The sequence below is a fragment of the Aeoliella mucimassa genome, from assembly GCF_007748035.1.
In the GTDB taxonomy this organism is placed as follows: Bacteria; Planctomycetota; Planctomycetia; order Pirellulales; family Lacipirellulaceae; genus Aeoliella; species Aeoliella mucimassa.
In genome coordinates this window covers 3,280,755-3,306,982 of sequence record NZ_CP036278.1, presented here as the reverse complement: position 1 = coordinate 3,306,982, position 26,228 = coordinate 3,280,755, and the positions used below count along the sequence as shown (strand labels likewise).

The 26,228-nt window shown below is 56.4% G+C and carries 15 protein-coding genes; 8 read left to right on the top strand and 7 right to left on the bottom strand.

Annotated elements, in window-relative coordinates; all coding sequences use genetic code 11:
- Positions 1-135: 135 nt before the first annotated feature.
- Together Pan181_RS13280 and Pan181_RS13275 are read left to right on the top strand one after the other, a co-directional pair.
- Positions 136-1,758, top strand: a complete 1,623-nt coding sequence (locus Pan181_RS13280) for a PAS domain-containing protein (RefSeq protein ID WP_145247293.1) — start codon at positions 136-138, stop codon at positions 1,756-1,758.
- A gap of 182 nt (positions 1,759-1,940) precedes the next feature.
- Positions 1,941-2,597 carry a DUF502 domain-containing protein gene (locus tag Pan181_RS13275; protein WP_145247292.1) on the top strand — a complete coding sequence of 219 codons (657 nt, stop codon included), beginning with the start codon at positions 1,941-1,943 and terminating at the stop codon, positions 2,595-2,597.
- Positions 2,598-2,617: 20 nt separating this feature from the next.
- Here the strand turns inward: Pan181_RS13275 and Pan181_RS13270 are convergent, their stop codons facing one another.
- Positions 2,618-3,709: an efflux RND transporter permease subunit gene (locus Pan181_RS13270; protein ID WP_145247291.1), complete on the bottom strand. Its 1,092-nt coding sequence runs from the start codon at positions 3,707-3,709 to the stop codon at positions 2,618-2,620.
- A 66-nt stretch (positions 3,710-3,775) separates the two neighbouring features.
- Here Pan181_RS13270 and Pan181_RS13265 point away from each other — a divergent pair, with 66 nt between their 5' ends.
- On the top strand, positions 3,776-4,717 hold the full coding sequence (locus tag Pan181_RS13265; protein WP_145244898.1) for an IS5 family transposase: 942 nt from the start codon (positions 3,776-3,778) through the stop codon (positions 4,715-4,717).
- On the opposite strand, the gene Pan181_RS13260 is transcribed toward Pan181_RS13265, so the two are convergent.
- From Pan181_RS13260 to Pan181_RS13240, 5 genes are all read right to left on the bottom strand, one after another.
- Entirely contained in the window at positions 4,718-6,835 is a 2,118-nt protein-coding gene (locus tag Pan181_RS13260; protein WP_145247290.1) for an efflux RND transporter permease subunit, read from the bottom strand.
- Positions 6,836-6,922: 87 nt separating this feature from the next.
- Positions 6,923-8,284: an efflux RND transporter periplasmic adaptor subunit gene (locus Pan181_RS13255; RefSeq protein ID WP_197529239.1), complete on the bottom strand. Its 1,362-nt coding sequence runs from the start codon at positions 8,282-8,284 to the stop codon at positions 6,923-6,925.
- Between the two features lie 19 nt (positions 8,285-8,303).
- Positions 8,304-8,927 carry a TetR/AcrR family transcriptional regulator gene (locus Pan181_RS13250; protein WP_197529238.1) on the bottom strand — a complete coding sequence of 208 codons (624 nt, stop codon included), beginning with the start codon at positions 8,925-8,927 and terminating at the stop codon, positions 8,304-8,306.
- A gap of 174 nt (positions 8,928-9,101) precedes the next feature.
- On the bottom strand, positions 9,102-13,928 hold the full coding sequence (locus tag Pan181_RS13245; protein WP_145247287.1) for a lamin tail domain-containing protein: 4,827 nt from the start codon (positions 13,926-13,928) through the stop codon (positions 9,102-9,104).
- 396 nt (positions 13,929-14,324) lie between these two features.
- The gene (locus Pan181_RS13240) at positions 14,325-15,152 is read right to left on the bottom strand and encodes a PEP-CTERM sorting domain-containing protein (RefSeq protein ID WP_145247286.1); all 828 of its coding nucleotides are present in this window, start codon (positions 15,150-15,152) and stop codon (positions 14,325-14,327) included.
- Positions 15,153-15,894: 742 nt separating this feature from the next.
- On the opposite strand from Pan181_RS13240, the gene Pan181_RS13235 reads away from it, so the two are divergent.
- From Pan181_RS13235 to Pan181_RS13225, 3 genes are all read left to right on the top strand, one after another.
- Positions 15,895-16,545 (top strand): PEP-CTERM sorting domain-containing protein, encoded by a 651-nt coding sequence (locus Pan181_RS13235; RefSeq protein WP_145247285.1) that lies wholly within the window; start codon positions 15,895-15,897, stop codon positions 16,543-16,545.
- A gap of 174 nt (positions 16,546-16,719) precedes the next feature.
- Positions 16,720-17,523 carry a PEP-CTERM sorting domain-containing protein gene (locus Pan181_RS13230; RefSeq protein WP_197529237.1) on the top strand — a complete coding sequence of 268 codons (804 nt, stop codon included), beginning with the start codon at positions 16,720-16,722 and terminating at the stop codon, positions 17,521-17,523.
- A 108-nt stretch (positions 17,524-17,631) separates the two neighbouring features.
- Positions 17,632-20,391, top strand: coding sequence for a PEP-CTERM sorting domain-containing protein (locus Pan181_RS13225; RefSeq protein WP_145252199.1), 2,760 nt, complete (start codon positions 17,632-17,634; stop codon positions 20,389-20,391).
- Positions 20,392-20,502: 111 nt separating this feature from the next.
- Here Pan181_RS13225 and Pan181_RS13220 read toward each other — a convergent pair whose 3' ends face one another.
- Positions 20,503-22,206 (bottom strand): alpha-L-fucosidase, encoded by a 1,704-nt coding sequence (locus Pan181_RS13220; protein WP_197529236.1) that lies wholly within the window; start codon positions 22,204-22,206, stop codon positions 20,503-20,505.
- Between the two features lie 402 nt (positions 22,207-22,608).
- Here Pan181_RS13220 and Pan181_RS13215 point away from each other — a divergent pair, with 402 nt between their 5' ends.
- Positions 22,609-23,511, top strand: a complete 903-nt coding sequence (locus tag Pan181_RS13215; protein ID WP_145247282.1) for an alpha/beta hydrolase — start codon at positions 22,609-22,611, stop codon at positions 23,509-23,511.
- Positions 23,512-23,547: 36 nt separating this feature from the next.
- A complete protein-coding gene (locus Pan181_RS26125) occupies positions 23,548-25,872 on the top strand; it encodes a pectinesterase family protein (RefSeq protein WP_197529235.1) in 2,325 nt (774 codons plus the stop codon).
- The last annotated feature ends 356 nt before the right edge of the window (positions 25,873-26,228 follow it).

The following is a 26,228-nucleotide window of genomic DNA, read 5'->3' as shown; positions in this document are numbered from 1 at the left end:
GAGAAACTCAGGTGCTACAGACATAAAAGTGGAGAGTACCCCCTCAATAAAGTTCCGCCCACCAGCTGAGCGACTAAGGCGGCATGGATTTCCCAAAGGTTGTGAGTCGGTGTTGTTGTTTGGAGTAAAGGTCCTATGAATCCATGTGGTGATCGGCGACTCGGCTCGGAAGACACTCGCACGGTGATGCAAATGCTCACTGCTCGCCTCGAGGCAATTGATCGTTCGCAAGGACGAATCGAATTCACACCAGATGGAATCATTATCGATGTAAATGACAACTATTTGGATGCCATGGGGTACCATCGCGATGAAGTGCTCGGTCGGCATCACCGGTGTTTTGTCGAATCGGCCTATCGTGAGTCTGATGCGTATGCAGAGTTTTGGCAATCTCTTCGAGAAGGGGAGTATCAGCGTGGTGAGTTCGTGCGACTCACGAAAGATGGCTACCGACGATGGATACAAGCCAACTACAACCCAATCTTCGATAATGATGGTCAAGTGTGGCGGATTGTTAAGTACGCCATCGATATTACAGCCCAAAAGCAGGCGGAGCAGATCGCTGCCCGCGCTGCGGTGGCCCTAGATGCTCAATTAACGGCAATTGATCGCTCACATGGTCGAATCGAGTTCAATCCTGACGGGGTGATTATCGATGTGAACGACAATTACTTGCATACAATGGGGTATTTAAGGCACGAGGTGCTCGGGCAGCTTCATAGTATCTTTGTCTCACAAGACGAAAGTGACAGTGATCAATACGAACAGTTCTGGCAGAAGCTCCGCAGTGGGCAATATCAGGCCGGGGAGTTTGAGCGATATGGCAAGCATGGTGAACGCAAGTGGATTCAAGGTACTTACAACCCAGTGAAGGGTGAAAGTGGTGAGGTCGAGAAGATTGTGAAGTACGCGACCGATATCACCGCTGAGAAACAACTGCTGGCTGCTTTTGCGGAACGACAAAGGCTTGAATCTCTCGGGGGACTCGCCGAAGGGGTAGCCCATGAGATCGGCTCACCACTTCAGATTGCTCTCTCATGCTTGGAATATATGAACCAGGCGCATCGGCGGGTGCAGATTAGCCGCAAAGCCAAACAGCAGTTGCAGGTAACGAATGTCGTTGGACGTGAACATTCAGATGGCCATCGGGATGCGGTATGCGTGGTAGAAGCAGAGTCACTAGATATCGAAGGGATGCTCAGCGCCGGCGAGGATGCCTTAGAGGCGGTGCGATCCATCGACAAGATCGTGTGGGCGATGAAATCAGCCACCGGTGATAATTCTGCGAATACCTGTGATGTCAAACTGAAAGAGGTGATTAACGATGCGCTGACACTCACTCGCTCGAAATGGAAGGAAGTCTCGAGTCCGAAGGTAGAAGTATCGAGTGACGCTCAGTACGTGTGCGCAAGTCGTTCTCACCTCTTTCGTGTGGTATCGCAAATGATATGTGCATCCGCGGAGTCGCTCAAGCAAGTAGGGACTTCAAGCCCCGACGAAGGAATTATTGAGGTTCATACACGTCAATTGGAAGACAATACGATCGAAATCATGGTGGCGGATAATGGTCTATCGGCCGACGACCGCAGTCGAGGAAGTGCAACTTACGAGTCCATAGCGGAAGTCGATGCCGATTCGGAGCAGTTGGCGGTTCTCGACGAGATTGCGCTGACCTCTCTAGGAGCCGAATGGTCTATCAATGACAATCCAACAGGCGGAGCTATTGCAATACTGGCGATTCCTAACGAAGCTGGTTAACCCTACAGTACTAGGGGATAGCTCAGAGTGAACCTACAAAGGTCGCTCCTTTCAACTGCAAGCGATAAGTTCTTGCAGGCGGAGTCGAGATGCTCCATAGTATACCGCACTTTCAGGCCTCCATTGGCGAGTCTCCCTGATAGGACTGGTTACTTGTGACTTCTCCAGGAGTAGTGTGGCCGATGAAATCAAAGATCATCCAAAGCGTTGGTTTTCTCAAAACAACTGCCATCGGTGGATTGCTCTTCTTGTTACCGTTGGCCGTGATCGGAGCTTTGCTCGGGTACGTGTATAATGCGGTATTAGTCGTTTATACCCCGCTGCGCGAGTATTTGCCGGTTAGCAGCACGCTAGGGGTGTTGCTCTTGTTTCTTATCGCTATAGCGATCGTATTGTTCCTCTGTTTCGTTTGTGGATTAGCGGCTCGGCGAGCAATTGCTCGGCAGTTTACGCAGACTATCGAGAAGCAACTGGTAACGGTCTATCCAAAATACGCGATCTACAAAGACATTCTTACTGGCAATATCAGCGATGGAACGATCGGCCCTTCGTTGCAACCTGTTACCGTGCGGCTCGACGATATGATACGCATTGGCTACGAAGCGGGACGGACGAGCCAAGACCTCGTGATTGTGTACCTGCCTGGTTCTCCCGATCCGTGGATTGGCTCAGTGGCGATTGTCGAGTCGCATCGAGTCGAACCGTTAGATGTTGACTTTGGCGAAACCTCAGCGATTTGTGAACGCTTGGGTAGAGAGTCAGTGCATCTGCTCAATAGTCTTCAGCCAAGTGGCCAAACGAAACCACCAGTTGCGGAACAGAAAGAATCTAACGACTAGCTGTATCACTGACGAATTGGTCACGACGCAATTTTGGCGGAAGCCGCAGAGATTGTCGAAGGAGTAGGGCTAGGGAGTTGCTGCTGACTTGTATGATCCAGCAACGCAGGCGAAGCCAGTTCGTTTGTTGATTGGTCGTGTGAGAACCATCGCACGACCCAAGTCGAAAACTGGTCCATCAGGCTGTAAACCACTGGAATTACCACCAGGGTTAGCAGTGTCGAGGTAATCATCCCTCCCACAACGCACGCTCCCATCGGTGCTCGCGACTCCGAACCCTCGCCGAGGCCAATCGCAATCGGAATCATGCCGGCGATGGTCGAGCAGGTGGTCATCAGGATCGGACGTAATCTTGTAGGTCCGGCTTGGCGCAGGGCATCGTCTCGGGCGGTCCCGCGCCGGCGAAGCAAGTTCGTATAGTCGACCAGTAGGATGGCATTCTTGGTCACCAAGCCCATCAGCATCACCATTCCAATCATGCTGAAGATGTTGAGCGTACGGCCAGTCAAAGCCAACGCCCCGAGTGCTCCACCGATCGACAGCGGTAGCGAGATCATGATGGTGAGGGGATGGACAAAGCTTTCAAACTGAGCGGCCAGCACCATGTAAGTGAGGACTACTGCCAGCACCAAGGCGAAAAGCATACTGGCAAACGACTCGGCCATGGTTTCGGCCGTGCCGGTGAAGACTCCTTCGACTCCGGTGGGCAAGCCAATCTCTTGAGCGAGCGACTCGACTTGCTGCACCGCTTCGGCCAAGGGTTTTCCGTCCGCAAGGTTCGCCAGAACTGTCACCTGACGACGTCGGTTTTGCCGCTCGATGGTCACCGGGCCGAACGTATTGCTAACTGAGGCAATGTTGCGAAGCTCCGTCAGGCTGCCATCCGAAGTACGCATCGGCAGCGTTTCGAGGGCGCTGGCGTGCTGGCGATCGTCACCCACCAGGCGAACACGGACATCGATGTTGTCGCCACCGGTTTCGAAGGTGGAGATCGCCTGGCCGCCGACGAGTTGGTTGATCGCTTTGCCAAGCGATTCCACCTTCACCCCTAAATCGGAAGCTCGGTCACGATTGATGGCGATCGATAGTTCGGGCTGGCCTTGTTGAACAATTAGTCACAAACCTCCGTAAAAACTAACGTGGAATGGAACCACGTACCTTTTTTACGGAGATCGAACATGGCTACGAAAGAAAAACGAACCTACAAAGTCACGAACTGGAAGGAGTATAACAAGTCGCTCATCGAGCGTGGAAACATCACTATTTGGTTTAGCGACGAGGCGTTGGAGAACTGGGAACATCCTAACGACCAGACAAAAGTCGGTCGCCCTTTTGTCTTCAGCGATACGGCGATCGAGTGCTTGCTGACGATTCGCGAACTGCTGAAACTTCCCTATCGGCAGACTGAGGGATTCGGCCGCTCGCTGGTGGCGATGTTGGGCGTCGAGGCAGCGATTCCCAATTATTCTTCGCTCGCCAAGCGAGCCAGCAAGCTGAATGTTTCGCTCGATATCGCTAACAAGAGGGGCGACATCGATATCGTGGTGGATAGCACCGGCATGAAAGTGTTTGGCGAGGGCGAATGGAAGATGCGGACGCATGGCAAGTCGAAGCGGCGGACATGGCGGAAGCTGCATTTGTCGGTGAATCCTGACACCCGCGAGATTGTGGCGGAGATTTTGACCGAGAACAGTTGCCACGATGCCGATGCGGTTCCCGAAATGCTGGAGCAGGTGGAGCAGCCCGTAAAAAAGTTTCACGGCGACGGTAGTTACGACAAGTGGAAGGTTTATGAAGGGCTGGAATCCGAAGGCATTGAGCCGGTGATTCCGCCGCAGCACAACGCCAAGATCAAACAACATGGCAACTCTGCGGAGGAGCCTTTGCCCCGGGACGAGGCAATTCGTCAGATTCGACGCAAGGGGCGTAGGAGTTGGAAAGAGGAAGTGGGCTATCATCGTAGAAGCTTGGCGGAAACGACCATGTACCGAGTGAAACAAAGCTTTGGGAGCCATCTCAAAAACCGAGTATTCGAAAACCAACAAACGGAAGCCCGCTTGCGCTGTAAAATCATCAATCAATTCACCCAACTCGGGCTTCCACAGTTCGAGTGGAGTTAGTCAACAAGGCCGTTCGGGCTTGCCACTTTGACTGGTTGTATTGACATCGACAAAGCCCTCGGTCGCTTTCAGTGTCTCCACTAGAGTATCTGCGATCTGAGTGAGTTGATTGAGATCGTCACCCCGCAGATTGTACTGTACCGGAGCGGAACGCATGCCGCCGCCTCCGAGTCGGGCGATGGGATCCACAGTAATTCGCAAGTGCGAGTAGGGGGCGAGTCGCTCACGGGCCAGTTCCATGGCCTTCGACTGCGAAGTGGCTCGCTGACTGCGATCGACCATGCGGACCATCACCTGGGCTACCGTGGTTTGTCCTTCGTACTGTCCACCAATGGTTGTATAAATGTCCTCTACAGCCGGAAGCGTCGCAAGAATGGCCTCGACCTGCCCGGCCAGCTTAGCGGTGCGGTCCACCGACGAACCAACTGGAGCTTCGAGTTGTACTTGAAACTGCCCCTCGTCAGCAGCGGGGGTGAACTCTTTACCGATCAACGGCAGCAGCGTGCAACTGGCGAGAAATACTCCCATCGCTACCAGCACTACAAGCCAGCGGGCACGGAGAGCCACGCCCAGCACCCATGAGTAAAGCGATTCGATACCGGTGAGTAGGTTTTCGGAAATCTGGTAAAGGCGACCGTGCGAAGCGCTCAGTTTTAGAAGTTGCGAGCAGAGCATCGGCGAGAGGAAGAGGGCGATCAGCGTTGAAATGATCACCGTAAAGGTGATGGTCATTCCGAACTCGAAGAAGAATTGCCCGATAAGCCCATCCATGAAGGCGACAGGCACAAACACCGCTGCGATGGAGAGTGATGTCGCAATAACCGCAAAGCCGATTTCGTCCATCGCCGCCACGGCCGCATGCAGTCGCGGCTTGCCTTCTTGCATGTGTCGCCAGGTGTTTTCGAGCACCACGATCGAGTCGTCGATCACCATGCCGACCGAAATGGTAAGCGCGAGCAGGGTCATGGTATTCAGCGTGAAGCCGAACGCCATCATAAAAGCATAGGTCGATACAATTGTGGCCGGAATCGTGACTGCCGCCACAAGTGAGCCTCGAATACTCCGCAGAAAAAGTAGTATCACCAGCACCGCGAGTGCTGCCCCTCGGACCAGTTCGCTTTGTGCTTCGTCTACACTCCGTTCTACGAAGGCAGAATTGTCTTGGACAACCAGCAAGTCGTACCCTTCTGGTAACGAGTCGCGAATCTTGTCTAAAGTTGCCTTCACTTCGTTCGCCACGACCACCATGTTCGCGCCCGACTGCTGGCGGACCGAAAGCGATACGGCTAGTTGCCCGTTTAGGCGAGCCAGGCTGTGGCGATCTTCGAGACCATCTTCGACGTAGGCAACTTGCTCGAGACGAATGGCATGTCCGTTGCGGCGGGTGATCACCATGCGGCGAAAATCTGCCACGTCGTTCAGCTTGCCTTTGGTTTTGACTACCAGGTCCGACTCTCCCGCTTCGAGACGTCCTCCTGGTACCTCGATATTGCCTTCCCGTAGGGCGTCTACAACGTCCTGAGCAGCGAGGTTGTACGAGGTTAGATCATTCACTCGCAACCAGATGCGGACCTCCCGCTCGCGATCTCCGGATAGTTGCACACCACCCACTCCATCGATTCCTTCGATGGCCGGTTTCACGATATCGTCGGCAATCTCAGAGATATCGCGCACCGAGCCTTTACCTGCCAGCACGATTCCCAGAATCGGGGTCGCGTCGGGATCCAGCTTCTCGATAATGGGAGCCTCGGCTTCGGAAGGAAGCTCGTACTGCACCGAGGAGACCTTGTCTCGAACATCCTGAGCAGCGATATCGATATCGCGTTTGAGTTCGAACTCCAGAAACACCTGCGAGAGCCCCTCGCTGGTTTCGCTACGCATCGATTTGATGCCGCTGATCGTACTTAGTGATTCCTCCAGCACCTCGGTTACCTCGGTCTCTACGGTGTGGGGAGCAGCCCCTTCGTAGGTAACCGTGACCGTGACGACGGGAATATCTACGTCTGGATAGAGCGCGACGCCGAGCGTGCGGTAGGCAACCATGCCAAACACGATGAGCGCCGAGAACACCATGAGGGTGAGCACCGGTCGCTGAACGGCAGTTTCGGACAGTTTCATCTTGAATACTCGAAGGACCGAAGGTCGAACGGACGCGTCCGTCCAGTTGTTGTGCAAAGAATGAAAAGCGGAGCGGTGGAGGGGGGACTATGGCTGCTTGTAAACGACAACCGTGGACGGAGGAGACTCGACGACGACTTCCGATTGATCGGTGACAAGCGTGGGATCATCGGTGATCACAAGTTCGTCGCCAGCGAGTCCGGCTACCACCTGTGTGGAGGTATCGGTAGCGAGTCCCAACTCGATCTGTTTGGCGATCGCCCGACCGTTCTCTACCGCATAAACGTGCGGCTGGCCTTCGATAAACACGATAGCTTCCGAGGGAACGACGAGCGTTTCCTCGGTCGTGGGTCGGAAGGGGATTCGAACGCGAGCGAACTGGCCTGCCTTGAAGCGGGCGTTCGCGTTGTCGATGGCGACTCGGGCGCGGAAAGTGCGCGTTTCGAGATCCACGCGTTCGTTTATTGCGACCACCAGCCCGGTAACCGGCTCGACACTTCCCGAAGCGAGTACGGAGGCCTGATCGCCAACTTTCACGGCCCCGACGAACGACTCAGGAATACCGATCTCGGCCACCAAATAGCTAAGGTCCATGAGTTCGACGAGCACATCACCCGACGCGGCGACTCGCTCACCAACTTCCACATTGATGGCGGTGATCACTCCGTCGTAAGGGGCCAGCAGCGTGGTCTTGGAGAGTTCGATCTTGCTTTGCTCGACTTCGGCTTCGGCCTGCGATACCAGGGCCCGCTGTACCGCAATTTCTTCTTCGGTCGGGCCTGCCTGGGCTCGCTTCACTAACGCGGCGGCACTATCCACAGCCGCACTGGCGGTGGCCACCGCTAGCTCGCTCTCTTCGAACTCGGCTTGCGAAATCGCATGTGTCGGCAGCAGTTGCTGCATGCGATCGCGATCTCGCTTCGCTTGCTCGAGTCGGGCAGCGGCCTCGGCTTGTAACGCACTTAGCCGAGTGACTTCCTCGGCGCGCTCCCACGATTCGAGCTTCGCTAGATCTGCCGAAGCTTTCGCCAGCTTTGCTTGAGCCATTTGCAGATCTACTTCGTAATCACGTGTGTCGAGCTGCAGTAGCAGATCCCCCTTGGTAACCGGCTGGCCGTAGGTCAGACCGAGTTGCTCGGAGTAGTGCTTGCCCTCGACGACGATATCGAACTTGGCTCCTACTTGAGGGATCTCGGCAACCACGCCGGGCACTTCGGCCATAATACGGGTGACACGGCGGGGAAGCAGGTTGCCAGTGAACTCTTTCTCAGTGACAAGCGATTGATGCATGACCGGAGCCACGCGTACCGAGATGCTAGTTGTTTGAATCTGATACGCAGCCGCTTCTTGCTCGGTGGGAGCGGGCTGGTTACAGCCTGCAGTCACTAGCAAAAGAGTTGCCAAGAATCCTGTCAGAGCAGTCTGCATGTCAAGTCGTTGTGATTTCATGTGTCGTTCCTTCGCACATTTACTCTTCATGGATTGGTGAACAAGCCAAGCCGTTGATGAAGATCTCCACGGCACATGCCACTCGTTCGGGCAGATGCTGATGCCCTCCATCGAGGCAACCATTCACCACGCTGCCATACAGCATGTCGGCGAAGGCATCGGCAACTGGCCCCGTTTCGAAATCGCGTAGCTCTCCTCGTTCCATCCCGCGTTGGAATAGTCGTTCCAACCCGCCACGATGTTCGGCGCGATGCATCAAGTGGGTTGGAAAGACCGACTGCCGGAACTCCGCCCGCTCTTGGATCATCAACTCTACTACCCCGGGCTTTCGCTGATAGTACGAAGCGTATGAAGCGGCGATCTTGCGAAGCATGTTTGTCGTACCGATGTTAGCCAGTACATCGTCGGGATCAGCATCGCCGATTACGTCTTTCCATATGTGGGCTGCCACTTCTTCGACCGCGTGCTTCGAGGCAGCTAGAAACAGCTGCTCTTTGTTGCCAAAGTGTCGGTAGACTGTCCCTTTGCCGACCCCCGCGAGATCAGCAATCACCTGCACGTCGGCGTTGCGAAAACCTTCTCTGGCAAATACGTCGCAGGCGACTCGAAGAATTCGGGATTCCGTATCGCTGAGGTTGAGCATCGCAATCCCTTTTTGCACTGGTTTCATTGGCTTGAATCAAAACGGACGCGTCCGTCCGATCTTTGAACAGTAGATACTCGCCCATTCGGCGTCAAGCCAGAATTTGCTCAGCAAGTCCTCTAGAATTGAGTAAGAATCCTGAGGTAGACCACATAGCGAGAGCCTGAAGACGAGTTACCTTCGCTTGGTAGAAAGTTGCCAACGCCAATCGATCTCAAGATCCTGAGAGTCAAGGGAATCGACCGCTGCGGGGGTGGCAACCAGTTTCCGGGGAGATTGGTCGACCGAGCTTTGGCGGACTTCATGTCGACGAGCGAAGCGAGGGGCCCAGAGCAGTGCGGGATCGGTTGGGTCCGAATTGCTGAAGAGCTGTTCGATCGCTACTTGACGTGCTTGAGACCCGCTGCTCGCTGGCAGCTGCATCTGAGCTACTTGCGGAAGGGTCGTTGTGGTGGAATTCGTCGTCTGTGCATCGGCCGCAGGTGCGGGCGATGGATCTGTTGGCAAGTACTCTTGTGGTTCTGCTTGCAGTTCTTGCTCTTGTTCCGGCTCCAGGATCTCAACAACCACGGGGGGAGCTGCGGGTTCCGTGGTACTCGACACGGCAGCGACTTCCGGCGAACCAATACTGGCCACCTCGGCAATTGCACCAAGGTTGTCACGCCAGATCGTGTAGTCGCCAAGGCTAACCACTCCGTCGCGGTTGCCATCGGCACCTGCTCCAGCAATGGCGACCCTAGAGCCGATCTGTGACTTCCAGAGGAGGTAGTCGTTCTGATCAACAACCCCGCTTAAGTCGTAGTCGCCGGGGATCGAGAGTGCTTCGACCCCTGGGGAACCGCCATCGTAGCGACTTGCTCTCCAGTTGAGCGGGTCGTTCGCATCCCCCAGCGGATCGATGATCTCCAGAGAAGGGCCATCGCCATCAGCAGTAGTGGGCCAGGGGGTGTCGTCGCTGTAGGTAAAGCTCTGGATCACGTTGCCCGATGCGTCAAGCAGCGAGATAGTTTCGCCGCCGTTACTGAGATTACGGTCACCAAATCCATCGAGGGCTAGATTGACGTTCGTTCCATAGACGGCTTCGAACACCTCCGGAGTGCGGGCGATTACCATGTACTCTCCTGGTGCCAGCATCTGGCCCGGCGAGAATACGTAGGGGGTCGAGGCAAAGTCGGTGATCTGCACTCCGGTCAAGTCGATTGTTGTGCTTCCGGTGTTCAGGATTTCGATGAATTCTTGATCGTCTTCATCGACAAGGCTGGAGTTGTTTGGATGGTAATGCAGTTCGGTAATCGCCAGTGTGGTTGAGCCGTTGGCTTCTGCCGCGACAAACTCAACGGGATCCGACCAGTGGCTCCACCGCCCGGTGTCGTCCTGATAGCGAACACGAGCGCGATAGATTTCTCCCGCAGTGACAGCTGAGCTGGAAGGGGCAATTGTGGAACTGTAGGTTGTGAGCTCTCCCGAAGTCCAGCTGGCGGTCCACTCGTCGAGGAACTCCAGGTCGGTATCAAGTCCCGCGGATACGGGAGTGACTTGCGAGATTCGCCATTCCATCGCACCGAAGGTGTTATTCCCCTGAGGGTCGGCGAACGTCGTGGCTTCGAACGCGAGCTCGTCGGCCGCCATGCCGGGATCGCCGACGTAGGTGATTACCGGTGTTTCGGGAATGAGGGCTTCTTCGCCAGAGTTGACGAGTTGATCATCAAGATACGCCGCCCGACCGCCAGGACCGACGTAGCCGGTGGAATTGGTGCCTCCGCTGGGCCAGTTTCCTCCCACGAACGCGAAGTTCAGCATGTCCTGCACGAGATTCGACAGCGACACGGAGCCAGCGCCGCTGAGACCATCGTAGTTGCCAGCGGAATCGGGAGCTCCTTGCCAGCGAGCGCGATCCGCAGCTTCGAGCGGCAGGATATTCGAAACCAGTTCGTTGATCATGCCCTCAAGTTGGTCAGGCTGCCAGATTAGGTCACGCAGTTCACGTAGGGTGTTGTAGTACGCGGGTTTGATCAGGCTGTCGGCGTACGACGGATCGAAATTCTCGAACAGGGCGTCGTAAACCAGGTCTTTGCCCTCGTTCCAAGTCGGACCCCAGCTGGCATCGGTATCCCAAAGCAGCAGCCAAAGCTCCCCTTTGTAGTCTTTCTCAGCGGTGTAGTTCGGCGCAAAGTAGTAGGCCATGTTCTTGTTGGCCGTGGGCCAATAGTCGTAATGGCGAACTGCTTCGGACAAGGCGTGGTAGATGAAGTACTTCTCGAGGTCGACACGATACTCAATTTTGTCGCTCGCCCGGCCCATCGCGTACTCAACGTAGTTGAAATCCGACCCGTCTGACACCGCGTTCGGTGCCTGGTAATCGAGTTGACGCTCGGCGTCTTGTGTCTGATTGTTGAGTTTGTAAAGGTTGCCTTCCTCCAGGTCATGCGCATCGAGGAAGCGTTTGTCGTAGTCCTCAAGGGCGAAGTTGATTCCCCAGAAATCCCCGTTCCATTGATCAGGAGCTTCGGCGGAATCGTCGATCACGCGGAATTGGAACCAGTGCGTTTCGATCGCTGGCAAACCAAGCATGTTGCTGAGTTGCAGCGTGATGGCTTCGTTCAGCGAGTAAGTTAACGTTGAGTGGTTGTCGAATCCCTTGCCTGTGGTCAGCGTTTTCCATTGTTCGGGATACGGCTCACCATCCTGGTCGAGAGGTTCGAACCAATTGCCATCGTTGAAACGGAATCGCATGCTCCGTTTGCCTTCGCCGTAGTAGCGGCCGTTCGCTCCGCGAGGGCGATATTGGATGTTGTCGTAGACTTTGCCGTTGTAGACAATGGTGCCGCCCCAGTTGAACGTGTAGCGAGCCTCGGTGCCTTGGGGGATCTGGTCGTCGGAATCCCAGGCGTTGGCTTCGGCTATGTCTTCGGCACGAGTCAGCAAGTGATAAACCGGCAACGAGTCCAACGCATCGGCATCGGCTAGCAGCTGGTTGTTATTGTCGACATAGTCGGGAATGCCATCGTAGACAAAGTAAGCAAAGTTCAGCGAAGCATCGTCGGCGTAGGGAGCCATCGCGGTAGCGCCAAGCGTGTCGGACACTTCGATACGATATCGCACCAGCGTGCGGTGAGCTTGGGCCGGTATCGACGCGGTGTAGATGCCGTCGCCAGCTACCGCGTCTTCTCCCGTACCATCGTCCACCATCACGATGGTAGTCCAATTTGCCAGGTCGAAGTACTCGGGATTAGCCGTAGGAAGCAGCGTGGCGTTCGCGACCAGAGCGTCGACGTCCACGGGCAAGCGAGCGGGGATATACTCGCCTGGTAGCACGATCTGATACTGCAATTCAACCGAGGCAACCCCGTCGGGATCGGAGACTTCCGCAGTAACGACTCCAATACTCTCAGACGTGTCGCCACCAGAGGTGTCGATCGATGCAATCGCAGGGGCTGCGTTGTCTGCCAGCGTGGCGTTTGCCGCTCCTGGAGTTGCACGCTGCGGTTCTACGGTAATGGTGACTGCCCGCGAGGTGGTGCCCTCGTTGTTGGTCGCAATCAATACGTAAGTAGTTGTCTCGGTGGGACTGACTGTGGTCCCCGACCGATTGGTAACGTCCCCTACATCAGGTGTGATAGTGAGCGAGGTGGCGTCGGTCACATTCCAGGTGAGTACGACGGTCTCGCCGCTGACGATCGAGCTTTGATTGGCTTCAAACGAGTTTATCGTTGGCCCCGCGAATACCGCATTCGGACCCGCTTCGTAACTTTCGGCAAGCGCTGAGCTACTAAGAGCCTGATTGTAGATGCGAAACTCGTTGTGATAGCCGTCGAACAGCGGATCGTTCCATTGCGAGCGTCCGAGCCAGTTGTTGTTGTCGTTTAGATCGGCCAGATCAAGCGTGGTGGAGCTTTGTCCCACCAGTTGACCGTTGACGTAAAGCGACTGGGTGTCTGATGCTCCATCCCAGACAACGGCAAAGTGATACTCGGTGTTCGTGTTTGGTGATTGCGACCAGTCGATCGAGGTTTCTACACTGGTAGTTCCATTGCGATGGGAAAGTCGAAGATCGCCCGAGTCGGCGCGGGGGATGAGTGTGATGTAACTCTGGCCCGACGCGCTGGAGGAGCTGTCTTCGCCACCGTCGCTGGTGCCGAACGAGAAGATCTCGGCCCAGGTGCGATTGCGGGTCACTGTACCCCACCATTCGAACGTAGCGCTCTCGCCAAGATCGGAGATAATGCCGTTAGGCAGGTCGACGTAGGCTCCCGATTCGAAAGGTACCTGATTCGAGAGTTGGCCCGAATTGCGTGAGACATCCAGTCGGCCGTTGACGAACTCTGTAATGCCAGCAGGGTCGACCAGTGTGGCATCATCGCCACCGACGCTGTCTTCGAGATTGCCGGAGAAGCTCCAGCGATGCACGAGTCCACTCACCAAGTCCGAGGTGGAACCATCGTCGGGGCTGGCGAACAAAGGTTCGGTGAAAGCAGGACGCCAGTTGCTGCCGAGGTTGTTGTCGAGGTTGGGATTCACCAATTCCATCGACATCCCCTCGCCATCAGGGGAGATTGGCCAGGGGAAGGTCGTGCTGTACTCGACTTCGTCGATCAGGTTGCCACTACTGTCCGACAACGCAACACGCTCGCCGCCGTTGCTCAAGCCGCCTGCGTACATACCAGTGGCAACGGTGCCAAACTCAGAAAGCAGAGTCGCGGGATCCTGGGCCAAGACAACGTACCCGTTGCCGGCGATCGTTTGCCCTTCGGCAAACGTGTAGTCGATGCCGTCGGTGAATTCCCAGCCCGATAAGTCCACCGGTTCCGACGACGTATTGTAGAGTTCGATGAACTCTTCAAAGCTGGTGTTGTCGGCCGAATTGTAGTGAATCTCATTAATCACCACCGCTAGAAGACGACGGTCTTCCAACTGCTCCATGCGCAGGCGCGAACCTCTGTTACGACGCGACGCATGAGATTTGGTGCGAGAGTTGTGGTGCCGCTTTCGAAATACCGCCATGCCTGCCTGTTCCGGGTGTGCGAACGACGAATGTCGCGGACCGCATCCAGTTGCAGGAGCCTATCAAGCTCTGAATTGAAGAGTGTTGGGAGTAGTAAGTTACGCAGTCCGCCTTCTATAGATAAATGGTGCGCAACTCCGTTTATCTTAATCGAAAATTCATGAAAAGCGACGGTTTCGGCCGCGGTTACCAAGGCAAAATCGTGGTTTGCGGGAGAAATCGCATTAGGGACCCCGCTACCAGCAAGGGACCCTGAGGGCCATCTATCGCCCATCCAGGGTAGCAGCGAAGCCAATAATAAAACGGTAGCGTCCCAGAAGGACGCTACCGCTCTGTGTGGAGCATCGGACAAGCGGCACGTGCTACTGCCGACAGAAGTCGATTGGGTTCGTAGTCTACTTGCGACGGCTTACAGCAAAGCCAACCAGGGCGAGAGCGACGATGGCGATTGAGCTAGGCTCTGGCACGCTCTGGCCGACGATCTCGAAGTTATCGATCTCCATTTCGCTGTTTCCGAATTCGTTGAAGTCGCTAATGATCAATTCAATCGTCGACGAACCATCGAGCATTGGCGACAACGAGATCATACCGCTGTCGGCGAATTGGTTTTCGGGGTCGGCAGGATCATAGTCGAAGAAGGTCAGTGAAATGTTGTTTTGATCGGCATCACGGAACCAGGTGCCGCTCGGGCCATCGACGCGATAGAACACATCAAACGAGCTAGGCAGATCGCCCGGGGTGCCTTCGATGTCGAAACGAAACTGGAAGTCGCTGTAGCCGGTGCCATCGAATGTGATATACATCAGCGCGTCGTTGCCGAAGTCTTCGCCGGCTACTGCTCCAGCGCCGTCGTTCTTATCGAGGGTAAAGGTATCGACCCCATCGATGTCGAAGTCGTCACCGCCGCCCGCCAGATCGTCCCATTTAATTGTGCGAGTCGGTTCGTAGGTAACACCGCTGAAGGGGGAGGTGTAGGAGACGAATCCGCCACCACCGTTGTCGTCGAGATCATCGCCATCGCCACGGAAGGCTTCGAGAATGGCATCGCCAGACATGGTGTTATCGACATCGGCGGCGAAAGCTTGTTTGGTGGGGTTTGTGTCGAAATCGTAATCCGAGGCAAAGCCCCAGAATGCAACCACTTCGGCGGCTTGAGCGTGTGAGGTTGCCAAGCAGGCGGCTAGTAAGAGGGTGAGACAATACGATAGCAGGCGGGCAATCATGGTGGGATCCGAATCTAGAGGGGGGTAAATCAGTAGCTGGCCCAAAAAACAGAGGGACTAATTAAACACCCCCCATTTTAACATGGGGCCAAGGGGAGGTCGACTCGTTGGTGCCAGGATTTTTATGGCGAAAACCGCGATAAAATGAGCTGATAGTCCCTGGTTGTCGTCACGTTGGTGGACGTTTGCCAACGCCCAGGAGCGGGAGCGACCGTTCAACGAGACGGAAGTTGGAGGAGCGAGAGTGGAAGCCGCTCGGATGGGTGATGGTTAGCAAAGCGATTGCCCAGGTCGGTAGGCAATCCAAAGGTAACGACAGTGGTCTTCTTAGATGAGTTGCACGCAAGAGTGTGAGCTTACGAAAGTGCATTTGTGAGGTGCTGACTCTCGTTTCATCGCTTACAAAGTCAACATGCAAGCTGTGACTTACAACTTGCGTAAATGAGCCCCCGAGTTTCGTTGACATCGGATTACCGCCACACATAGAATCGCCGGTGTGGCGGACAACTCTTCAATTCCTTATCAGTGCTACGGCGGAAAGGCGACTGCCGGATCTCCTACGTTGCAATGCATGCGCGGATGCTTGGGTAACTAGAGCACCAGCGCGTGCTAATCTTCAGCTTGGTCAAACAGTCTGCCTGACGCGAATTTTCTTGATACCGAATTGGCGACGCCACGAGCGAGGCGGAGTCATCTTGTCTTTTTCATCTTGCGTACGGTCTGATTCTTTGAGGAGCGACTAATGATTTATTCAAAACTCGCCGCCCTTCTCGCTGTGCTGTGCTTCGGCACTTTGGGGGCAAACGCTACGGCCGCTTTAGTGAGCGTGAACACTTCGGGCGATACCGAAACCTCCTACGTCGTCAACGATCCTGACGTCGGTGAGTACACCGTGACGATCTCGGGGCACTCGGGTAAAGCCGAGAAGGATGGTAACTACTACTACCGAACTAGCAGTTCGCGCGATCCAATCGACGACACTTGGCAGATCGCAATCACCGGTCTCGATGCCGGCGAATACATTAGCGACTTTGTGATGAACACCACCCGTATCGCCCCTAGCGTTGGCGGCGGAAGCGATTGGGACTGGAGCATCGAATTCTCCGCCGACCTGGCAGGCGGGGGTACTTACACCGACACGCGGGTGCTTAACAACGGGCAAGTGACCGTCGATCCCGATATCGCGTTTTCGGCCGCCGTGGCTGGCGACCACTTTGGCCAGGATCCTACGTTTTACGTGAATGTAGTGAAGAACGTGGCCAGTAACACTCGCGCTGTGGGATGGCGAGATTTCGATATAACCGCCGCTCGTGTGCCGGAGCCTTCTACCTGGTGCATGCTTTGTCTCGGCATGGCGGGCTTGGGCGGTCTGCTTCGTCGGCGAAGAGCTTAGCGAGCCTTCGTGTGCTATTCAGTGCGGCGTTGGTAGCTGCACACCTATTCTGCGCTTCGCTTAAGAGCGTGTAACCATTAACTCCATCATGGAATCAAGATGACTAGGCACAAACTACGATTCGCAGTCCTTACATTGTACTCGCTCGCAGCGATGGTTGCCGGCCAGTCCGCGATGGCAGCTACCACCACCGTGACCACTGAAAGCGACGAGGAGAACAGCTACGTAATCAGCGACCCTGATGTCGGCGATTTCACCGTTACCATCACAGGCTATTCAGGAAAGACCCTTCAAGACAATCGGTACTACTTCCGCACGGGCAGCAGCAGCGGTGCCTTAAGTCAAACGTGGTCGATTGCTGTCACTGGCCTTGATCCTGGTGAGGTGATTACGGATCTGTCACTGTCGACCACCCGGATTGTTCCGGGGGTCGGCAGCGGCGGAACCTGGGATTGGGACATCGAATTCACTGCCCCGTTGGCAAGCGGTGGCACCTACACGGACACTCGCGAGTTGATTGGAGATTTGACCGTCAGTCCTAGAATCAGCTACGACAACGACATCGCCGGCGACCATTTCGGCGAGAATCCAACGTTTGATATCAACGTCTCGAAAACCAACAGCAATAGTCGTGCTCTCGGTTGGTACAACTTCGACATCACGGCCGCCTTTGCCAACGCGCAGCCGATACCAGGCGATACCACCGGCGATGGTCTGGTAACCCTCGACGACCTGAATCCCATCTTGCAAAACTACCGCACTGCGCAAACCGCTCGTTCCGCGGGCGACTTGGTCGACAACGACTTTATTGACTTCGCTGATTTTCGACAGTGGAAAACGGCCTATGTCGATGCAGGTGGCTCGTTGGAAGGCATCGATCTCGACTTCTTCACAGCCACTGTTCCTGAGCCTGGAACCATGCTGTTGACGCTAGTAAGTGCGGTCGGCATAGCAATCGTGCGTCGCCGAAGTCGCTAAGGGTGCTCGTCCTGTATTGAGCACCGCATCGTGTGCACTTTTCTTAATCAAACACAACGCGGCTGGCCAGTTAAGTCCCGCCATTGCTGTTCAAGGGAGAAGAAGTTGATGACACATAAATCTCTATTTAACCTGACTACGCTGCTCATGGCAGCCACGGCTATTGTGGCCGTCAGGGCCGACGCGCAAGAGTTCTACGGCTTAACGCCCGATGCCGATACCTACATTACCAACGGTGGTGGCAGCGGCCCGACGAGTCACCATGGGGGGAAGTCTTCGGTCGAAGTACGTTGGTACGACGATGGTTCCACCACCCGGATTCGGATGGGATACGTGCGGTTTGACATCGCCGGTATCAATCCGGAGTTCTTCACCAACGAAGTCACCCTCAGCGGAACATTCACGGGCAGTTCCTACAACGGACCAGGCGTGTGGGACGTGTATGGTCTGAACGACACCATCACCGCGGTCGATACGCTGGGAGTCGACTGGGACGATTCCGAAATTAGTTACTCCAACGCAGCCGGCGTGGTGAACGATGCCCCCGTCGGCACTTTTGGTTTTACGAGCGACGCGACGATGCTCGGTACGTTAACCCTCGACGGCGTCGACGAGCAACCGTTGCCCTTCATTTCGAATGGTTCGGATCTCGATTTCAGTAGCTTCTTGAATGCCGATACCGACGGTTTGGTCACCCTGTTGTTCATCAGCAGCACCTCCGACGGCAAAGAGTACCGCATCGATAGCAGCGAAGGGAGCACTAGCAACGGGCATGGTCCCATGACACTGAACTTCATGTTTCCAGCGGGCGATGTTGATGGCTACAACGGCGTCGATCTTGCCGACTTGCAGGTCATTGCCGACAATTTCCGTCAATCGGCCAACTCGCGGTTGGATGGCGACTTGAGCGCCGACGGCTTTGTCGACTTCGCTGACTTTGAACTCTGGAAACAAAACTATACCGGTTCGCTAGCAGGCGTCGATCTTGGTTTCCTGTCCGCCAAGGTCCCTGAGCCGAGCACGTTGTGGCTCGCTGCAGTCGGCGCCGGCTTGCTGTTGGTGCGTCGCCTCAAGGTAAACCCTCGCGTGATGGTGATTGCCTTAGTGCTGCTGGGCGTGGGGGTGGCTTCTTCGAGCTTCGCCCAGGTGACGTATTACTTCAAGCACCCCGACTACAGCCCTTATCCAGCCGATAACAACTGGTTCACTGAAACCGATAACAACCCCAATGCTTCGGGGGGAACTAACTGGTACGATCCGGTCGGGGCGGTCAATTTCATTCCCGACTATTCCCAAGTGGTCGACGAACGCGCGGCCATCGACTTTGGTGGTACCGTGGTCGTCGATACCGTCGGAGCCTACAGTCCAGCTTCGCTGACTATTAGCTCCTCCAGTGGTCTCGATGTGCTTGGCACCGGAGCCTTGAGCATTCGCGCGGGGACCGACACCAATGGCGAGCTGAACGTGAGCAGCGGGGCGGTCTCGGTGCTGTCGGGCGGTTCGCTCACCTCCGAAGGCTCTTTTACCATTGGTGGCAGTTCTTCGCTGGCCATCGGAGCCGGTGCGACCGTAGGTACCGATAGCAGTCTTTCGCTCACGGGTAGCTATCAGGTGGGGGTCGCCGGTAACGCGAACAACGGTTTTATATCAGCCGGCACCAGTGCTACCGTGGGTGGACAGCTTGTGCTCGATTTCACCGGTTACACACCAGCCGCCACGGATACATGGACCGTTGTCGAGGCCGATTCGATCACCGGAGACTTCAGCTCGTTAAGCTGGATCGGTGGATTGGCTCCGAATCAGTCGTTGGCCACCGTTCAGACGGATTTAGGAGGCGGCCGCGTCGGCATTACCGCCATGATCGAAGAACGCCTGGTACTGCAAGTAAATCGCGACACCGGGGCGGCGACCATCATGCACCCTGGTAGCTCGAGCATTACCCTCGACGGTTACTACGTCGGCTCCGATCTCGGCATGCTGAGCGACAAAGCGAGCGATTGGACGAGCCTGGTGGAGAGTGGTCAGCTTGGGTCTGACTGGATCGAAACCTCCCAAACCACCAGCAACATTGGAGAGCTAAAAATCGGTGCCGATGCGACATTCGGCAGCGACGTTGCCCTCGGCAGCATCTACAAACCGCTGGCTGGCACGTTCGCCGGCGACACCGAGGACCTGCAGTTTGTGTATCGCCGTTCGTCGGATGGCAAGACCTTCACCGGGCGGGTGGAGTATACCGGTTCGAAGGTGAATAATCTCGTGCTGCAAGTCGACCCCTCCGGTTCAGGCGATGTGTATCTTCGCAACACGTCGAGCACCACCGTGGAGATCGACGCCTACGAGATCCTCTCGAGCAGCGGTGCTTTGAGCGAAGCGGGCTGGAACAGTCTCGCCGAACAGTCGGCCACTACCAACACCTGGCTCGAAGCACTCGACAACGGGGCTTCGCTGTTGGCTGAGTTCGACACCGAAGGCTTCACCACCATCGGTCCAGGAGCGGCCATTAACCTCGGCCCGCTCTACACTGGGAGCACGCAGGATCTGCAGTTTAACTTCCTGTTGATGGGCGACGACGAAGGCACGGCCGGCGCGGTCATGTACGGAGCCTTTACGGCCGACGCACTGCCAGGCGATTACAATGAAGATAACATCGTGAACCTGGCCGACTACACCGTCTGGCGCGACAATCTTGGCAGTGGCGTACTGCCGAACGATAACGGGCTGGGTACCGTGGGGTACGAACACTACGAGCTGTGGAAGGCGAACTTTGGTTCGTCGCTTCCCATCAGCGGTGTTGGTGCGGTTCCCGAGCCTTCGAGTTGGCTATTACTGGCGATTGCCGTTGCAGGACTAGGCTATCGGCTTCGCTAAGTCGGCCATCATCACTGTTCGCGCACGGCATTCGGCATTTCCAAGCTTGTGCCAGCCGTGCGCGAGCAGTCTCTTTTGATTTCCCCCGAGGAAATGGCTCTTCTGATTGCGTTAGTACTGCACGCGGAATCCTACTGCCGTGCGAAACTCTTTCATCATCGGGCACGTAATCTCTAGGGCGTCTCCGGTCGCCTTCCAGGTTACGGGAGCATCGCTGCCGAGCAGTTCGACACTCTTGGGAGGGGGCGACACTCCTTTACGCGAGGTTCCCAGCGATCGAATCTTCAGGCATTCGAGATCGTCTGGTACGGTCATGCACCAGACGTACAAGGCACCATCTTTGCCTTTGGTGAAGCGGAAGTCCTCGGTGGTGAACTCATAGTCAGCCGTTTTCTGATTGAGTCCCCCGCCGGGTAACTGGTGCGAGCCTTCGCCGAACGTGAAAGCAGCCGAACTGCCATAGATGCCTTGACCGTTGATCTTCATCCAGGCGCCAAACTCTTCGAGCATCGTGGTCGCCTCGGCGGTAAGTTCCCCCTCCGGCGTCAGTGGCACCGAGAGAGCAAAGTTGCCATCGCGCGACACGTACTCGAGCAGCGAGTGAATCACCGAACCGCTGTCGTACACAAAGTCGGGCGCGTAGAACCAGCTGCCGATGGCCCGCTCGCCCATCCACATTCGCGAGCTGTTGATCCCGCCCGACACCCGGCTTTCGCTGGTCGAGGCCAGCCCGTGCTGTGGGCGGCTGAACTTGACGATGGCAAACGTATCGATGTCGCCTCGTCGCTCAAGCGTGCGATTAAAGTAGTGGGCGACCACCCGCTGGGCGGCGTCGCACTTCCAGCCCGAACCGCTCCGTTTGCCGCTAAAAGGCTGCGTGGAGTTGCCGTCGGTATAGATGAAGTCGGGATCGTACTTGTCGATCACATCCATGATCCGCAGCGCCCACTGCGTCGCGTACTGCCGAGCATACTCCTGATGGTGATCGAAAATGCCCTGGCGGCCGTGGGCGATCAGGTGAATCGGTTCGTAGGCGGGATATCCTGTGAGCGGAATGCCATACAAATCCTTCGGGTCAAGTCCATCCCACCAGGTCCCTTTACCATCGGCCGCGGTAAGGTTGCCGTCGTACGGAACCCCAGCCAGCGGGCCATTGGTGTCCGCACCGAACGCGGGTTGCCACCACCACCAGGTATACTCATGGTGAAACGTCACCCCGTAGCGCATCTGATGCGAGCGTGCTGCGTCGACCCACTCTTTTAGAATGTCCCGCTTCGGGCCTATGCGGGTGGAGTTCCATGGCTGGTATTTCGAATCCCACAAATCGTAGTTGTCATGGTGCACGCCCATGATCACCGCGTAGCGAAAACCCGCCTGATGAAAGCAGTCCATCAGACGCTCGGCGTCGAATTTCTCGGCCTTCCACTGATTCAGCACGTCTTTGTACCCAAACTCCGAGGGATGGCCAAACCGCTCGCGATGGTTCGCTGCTGCCGAGTGGTCTTCCAGGTACATATGCTTCGCGTACCAGTCGCCCGACTCTCCCGCAGCTTGAGGCCCCCAGTGAATCCAGATGCCGACCTTCGCTTCGCGGAACCAAGGGACCTCGCCCGGATGATGCTCGTCGATCGACTCCCAAGTCGGCTCGAAAGGACCATCGGCAATCGGAAAATCGAGCTTCGCTTCGGGGAAGCTATCAACGTCGACCTGAGCCATCGCAGAAGAGATCGCGACCAGCGAACTCACCATCGAAGTGACAAGGCATTTGAGGTTAAAGCGGGAAACGATCGGCTGAAACGCAAGGCATCGTAGCATCAGGTAACCTGCCAGTCGGTAAAGGGCTCCCACCATGCGATCCGCATGAGGAAAGCGGAGAAGAAGAGAACACATACAGTGATCACGAACAAGCGGCTCGCCAGTATAGCAAAGTCGCCGATCAGGATGCCGATGAATCGTGGGTATGCATTGGGTGATGTGACCAATTCGAGATTGGCAGTTTATCGACTGGTCAATTTGCGAAATACTGAGGAATTTGATTGAAACAGACTCGCGTGCGGTACGCATCTTGTTTGCTTATAAGAACGACGTAGCAGCAGACAGCGCGTTGCGACTGGTGGGGCTCCTATGCGACAATGACGTCTCGCTATTGGCAGCGACACTCCTCAACAGGTCCGCCTTGGTTGGCAACCGTGACTCTACTCCAGGATCGAAAGAACGATGGCTTCACTCACTTTGTATATAGCAGAGCGATGGCAGCGTTTGATCCAGGGGTGCGCACTCGTGTTGTTACTCGCAACTGCGCAGCCAGCAACGGCCGAACCCACTGTGACCACACTGACCTACAAGCAGGTGGGCGACGAGGAGTTGCTGCTCGACGTGGTGGTGCCTGAGCAGGTCGAGACCAAGGAAGCCAGCGAGTCGGCAGATCGCTCGTTGCCGGTGGTCATCGTCGTGCATGGCGGGGGATGGGGATCTGGCGATCGTAAGACGATGATCGCCCCGGTGCTCGAGACACTCACCCAAGCGGGGTGCATCTACGTGTCGCTCGAGTATCGCTTGAGCCCCCAGCATCGTTGGCCAGCTTGCTTGGACGACGTGCAAGACGGAGTCGCCTGGACCAAGGATCACATCGCGGAGTATGGCGGGGACCCTGATCGCATCGCGATACTTGGCTACTCGGCCGGCGGGCAACTGGCGTTCTGGGCGGCCATACGCGATACCAGTCCGCACCGACTTAAGGGACTCATCGGTCTGGCGCCGACTACCGACTTTCTCGAAGATCTCGGCCGCCGCAGCGGGCCTAGCAAAGCCCTGCGAGACTTGATGAACTGCGAGCAGGACGAGTCGCTGGCAATCACTTTGCAGCGACTCTACGAGGCGTCGCCGATCAACTACCTGCACGACAAGATGCCACCGATACTGCTGATCCATGGTAGCGCCGATCGCAGTGTCCCCCTCCAGCAGTCGGTACACATCCAGCAAAAGATCGCCGAGCAGCGGTGGGACGTACCGTGCGAGCTATACCGCATCGAAGGAGCCCCGCACCGCCAGTCGGAGTGGGACCAGTTCGACGAAGGGTACAAACGCAAGCTGCGTGAATGGCTTGGTAAGCACCTGTAGCTTTTCTAATCACCTCTTCTATACCTAATTCTTATCATGCAAACCAATCGTTGCCGACTCGTCTTTCTCATAGTCCTTGCCGGTATTGCAAGTAACTGCTTCGCCCAGACCAATCGTGCCCCGGAAGATCGCACACCACCAGCCGACGCAGTCGTAGCAGCCGATGGTTCCGGTGACTACACATCGATCCAAGATGCGGTGTATGCCGCGCCGTACCGCCCTGCGGGGCCCGCGTGGGTGATCCTTGTGAAGCCTGGTACCTACAACGAGCGAGTCTACATCCAGCGCGAGCGGGGTAACCTGCGAATTGTTGGCGAGGAGGCCAGCTCCACGATTCTCACCTACCATTTGAATGCCAAGAGTTTGGGCGACGATGGCCAGCCGCTCGGTACGTTCCGCACGCCGACCTTACAGGTAGATGGAGAGCGTTGCGAGTTCGCACAACTCACCATTCAGAACTCTGCAGGGCCGGGGAGTCAGGCGCTCGCGATGCGGACCGATGGCGACAAGCTGGTGTTTCGCGACTGCCAGTTTCTCGGTTGGCAAGATACGCTCCTCTTGAATCGCGGTCGCGCTTATTTCGAGCGTTGTCGTATTGAGGGCCATGTCGATTTCATCTTCGGCGCCGCGACGGCGTGGTTCGAAGCGTGCGACATCCACCTTCGCGGCAGCGGCTACATCACTGCCGCCTCCACGCCCCAAGAGCAATCCTACGGGTTCGTGTTTCACCGTTGCCGAGTCACCAGCGAGCCAGACGTGCGGGCCTACCTCGGGCGGCCCTGGCGAAGCCATGCGATGACATGCTTCCTGCAGTGTGAGCTCTCCGAATCCATACGCCCCGAGGGGTGGCACAATTGGAGCGACCCCGCCCGCGAATCGACCGTGCGGTATAGTGAGTATCAGAATAGCGGACCTGGAGCGGCCGGCGAAGAGCGAGTCACTTGGGCAACACAGCTCAACAACGATCAGGCGGAGCAACTTACCATGACCAACGTGTTGTCTGGCGACGATGGGTGGAATCCAGAGGCCGATCGAGCGAAGGCAAGCTTCACCCCGCGTGGCTGGAGCGATATGCAGTCGGTGCTCGACCGGATCGAAGCCCCAACGTTCCCAAATCGTCGCTTCGATATCACCCAGTACGGGGCGAAGCTTGGCGAACGTTGTACCGCTGCAATTCAGCAGGCGATCGACGCTTGCCACGAAGCGGGTGGGGGACGCGTGGTGGTGCCAGCGGGCACCTGGCCGACCGGCGCGCTCGTGCTTCGTAGCAACGTGAATCTGCATCTTGAACAGCAGGCGACGCTCGAGTGGGTGTTCGACCTCGACGAGTACCCGCTTGTGTTTACTCGGTGGGAGGGGACCGAGTGCATGAACTACTCGCCGCTGATCTATGCGTTCGAGCAACAAAACATCGCCATCACCGGCCAAGGCACCCTCGACGGCGGGGCCACTCACGAAACCTGGTGGGCGTGGAACCCCAAGGACCCAGCGCTTCGCAAACGGGGTCCGGCGCTGCAAGTGAAGGATCGCAACGCGCTGGTGGAGTATGGCACCACAGGCAAACCTGTCTCCGAGCGCGTGTTCGGCGCGGGGCATTACCTGCGACCCAATTTTATTCAGCCGTATCGATGCCAGAACGTACTCATCGAAGGAGTCACCATCGTGCGGTCGCCGATGTGGGTGATCCACCCCGTGCTCTCGCAGAGTATCACCGTACGCGGGGTGACCATCGAGAGTCACGGAGCGAACAGCGATGGCTGCGATCCGGAGTCGTGTCGCGACGTGTTGATCGAGGATACCTTGTTTGATACCGGCGACGACTGCATTGCCATCAAGTCGGGCCGTAACAACGATGGCCGCCGTGTCGATGTGCCTAGCGAGAACATCATCGTCCGCCGATGTACCATGAAGGACGGCCATGGTGGGGTGGTGCTCGGATCGGAGTGCTCGGGAGACATTCGCAACGTGTGGGTCGAAGATTGCCAGATGGATAGCCCGCACCTCGATCGGGCGCTGCGTTTCAAGAACAACGCCGAACGGGGCGGGGTGCTTGAGAACGTCTTCATGCGGAACGTGCAAATCGGCCAGGTGGCCGAAGCCGTGCTGACGATCGACCTGCTGTACGAAGAAGGTCCGAACGGCCCGCATCAGGCGATCGTGCGGAATATCGAACTGCAAAACGTCACCAGCACCGCCAGCCCTCGCGTGATGTACGTCCGCGGGTACGAAGGTGCGATCATCGACAATATCCGCTTCGCCAACTGCGAGTTCGCAGGCATCTCGGCGACCGAGGTCATCGAGCACGCCGGCTCGATTTCGATGGAGCACGTGACCATTCGGCCGCAGAAAACTCCTCGCTAGCCACCCATTCGAGTCAAGCACATTCCCCGATTTACCGGGATGAAATGGCCATAAATCGTTGTGGTAATCAGCCGACGAATTGCTCTAATAGGTGTACGAACGTTGGGTGGTCTCACGGTGAGATCACCACGGTCGAGTGGGGCGAAATCGCCCGCTAAAAGTGCCGATAAAGCCCCCACCCTGGGGGCACACTTGGAGACTTACGTCATGAGCCATATCGCTAACCCCTTTAGTGGCCAAAGGTTACGAGCGAGGCGATCGACGAAGATTTCGCCCCGCGCATCGATTTCCGGGTTTTGGGGGCACAACGAAAGTGGGGGCACAATCGTCGCTCAGCAACGGCAGCCGGCGTCGTT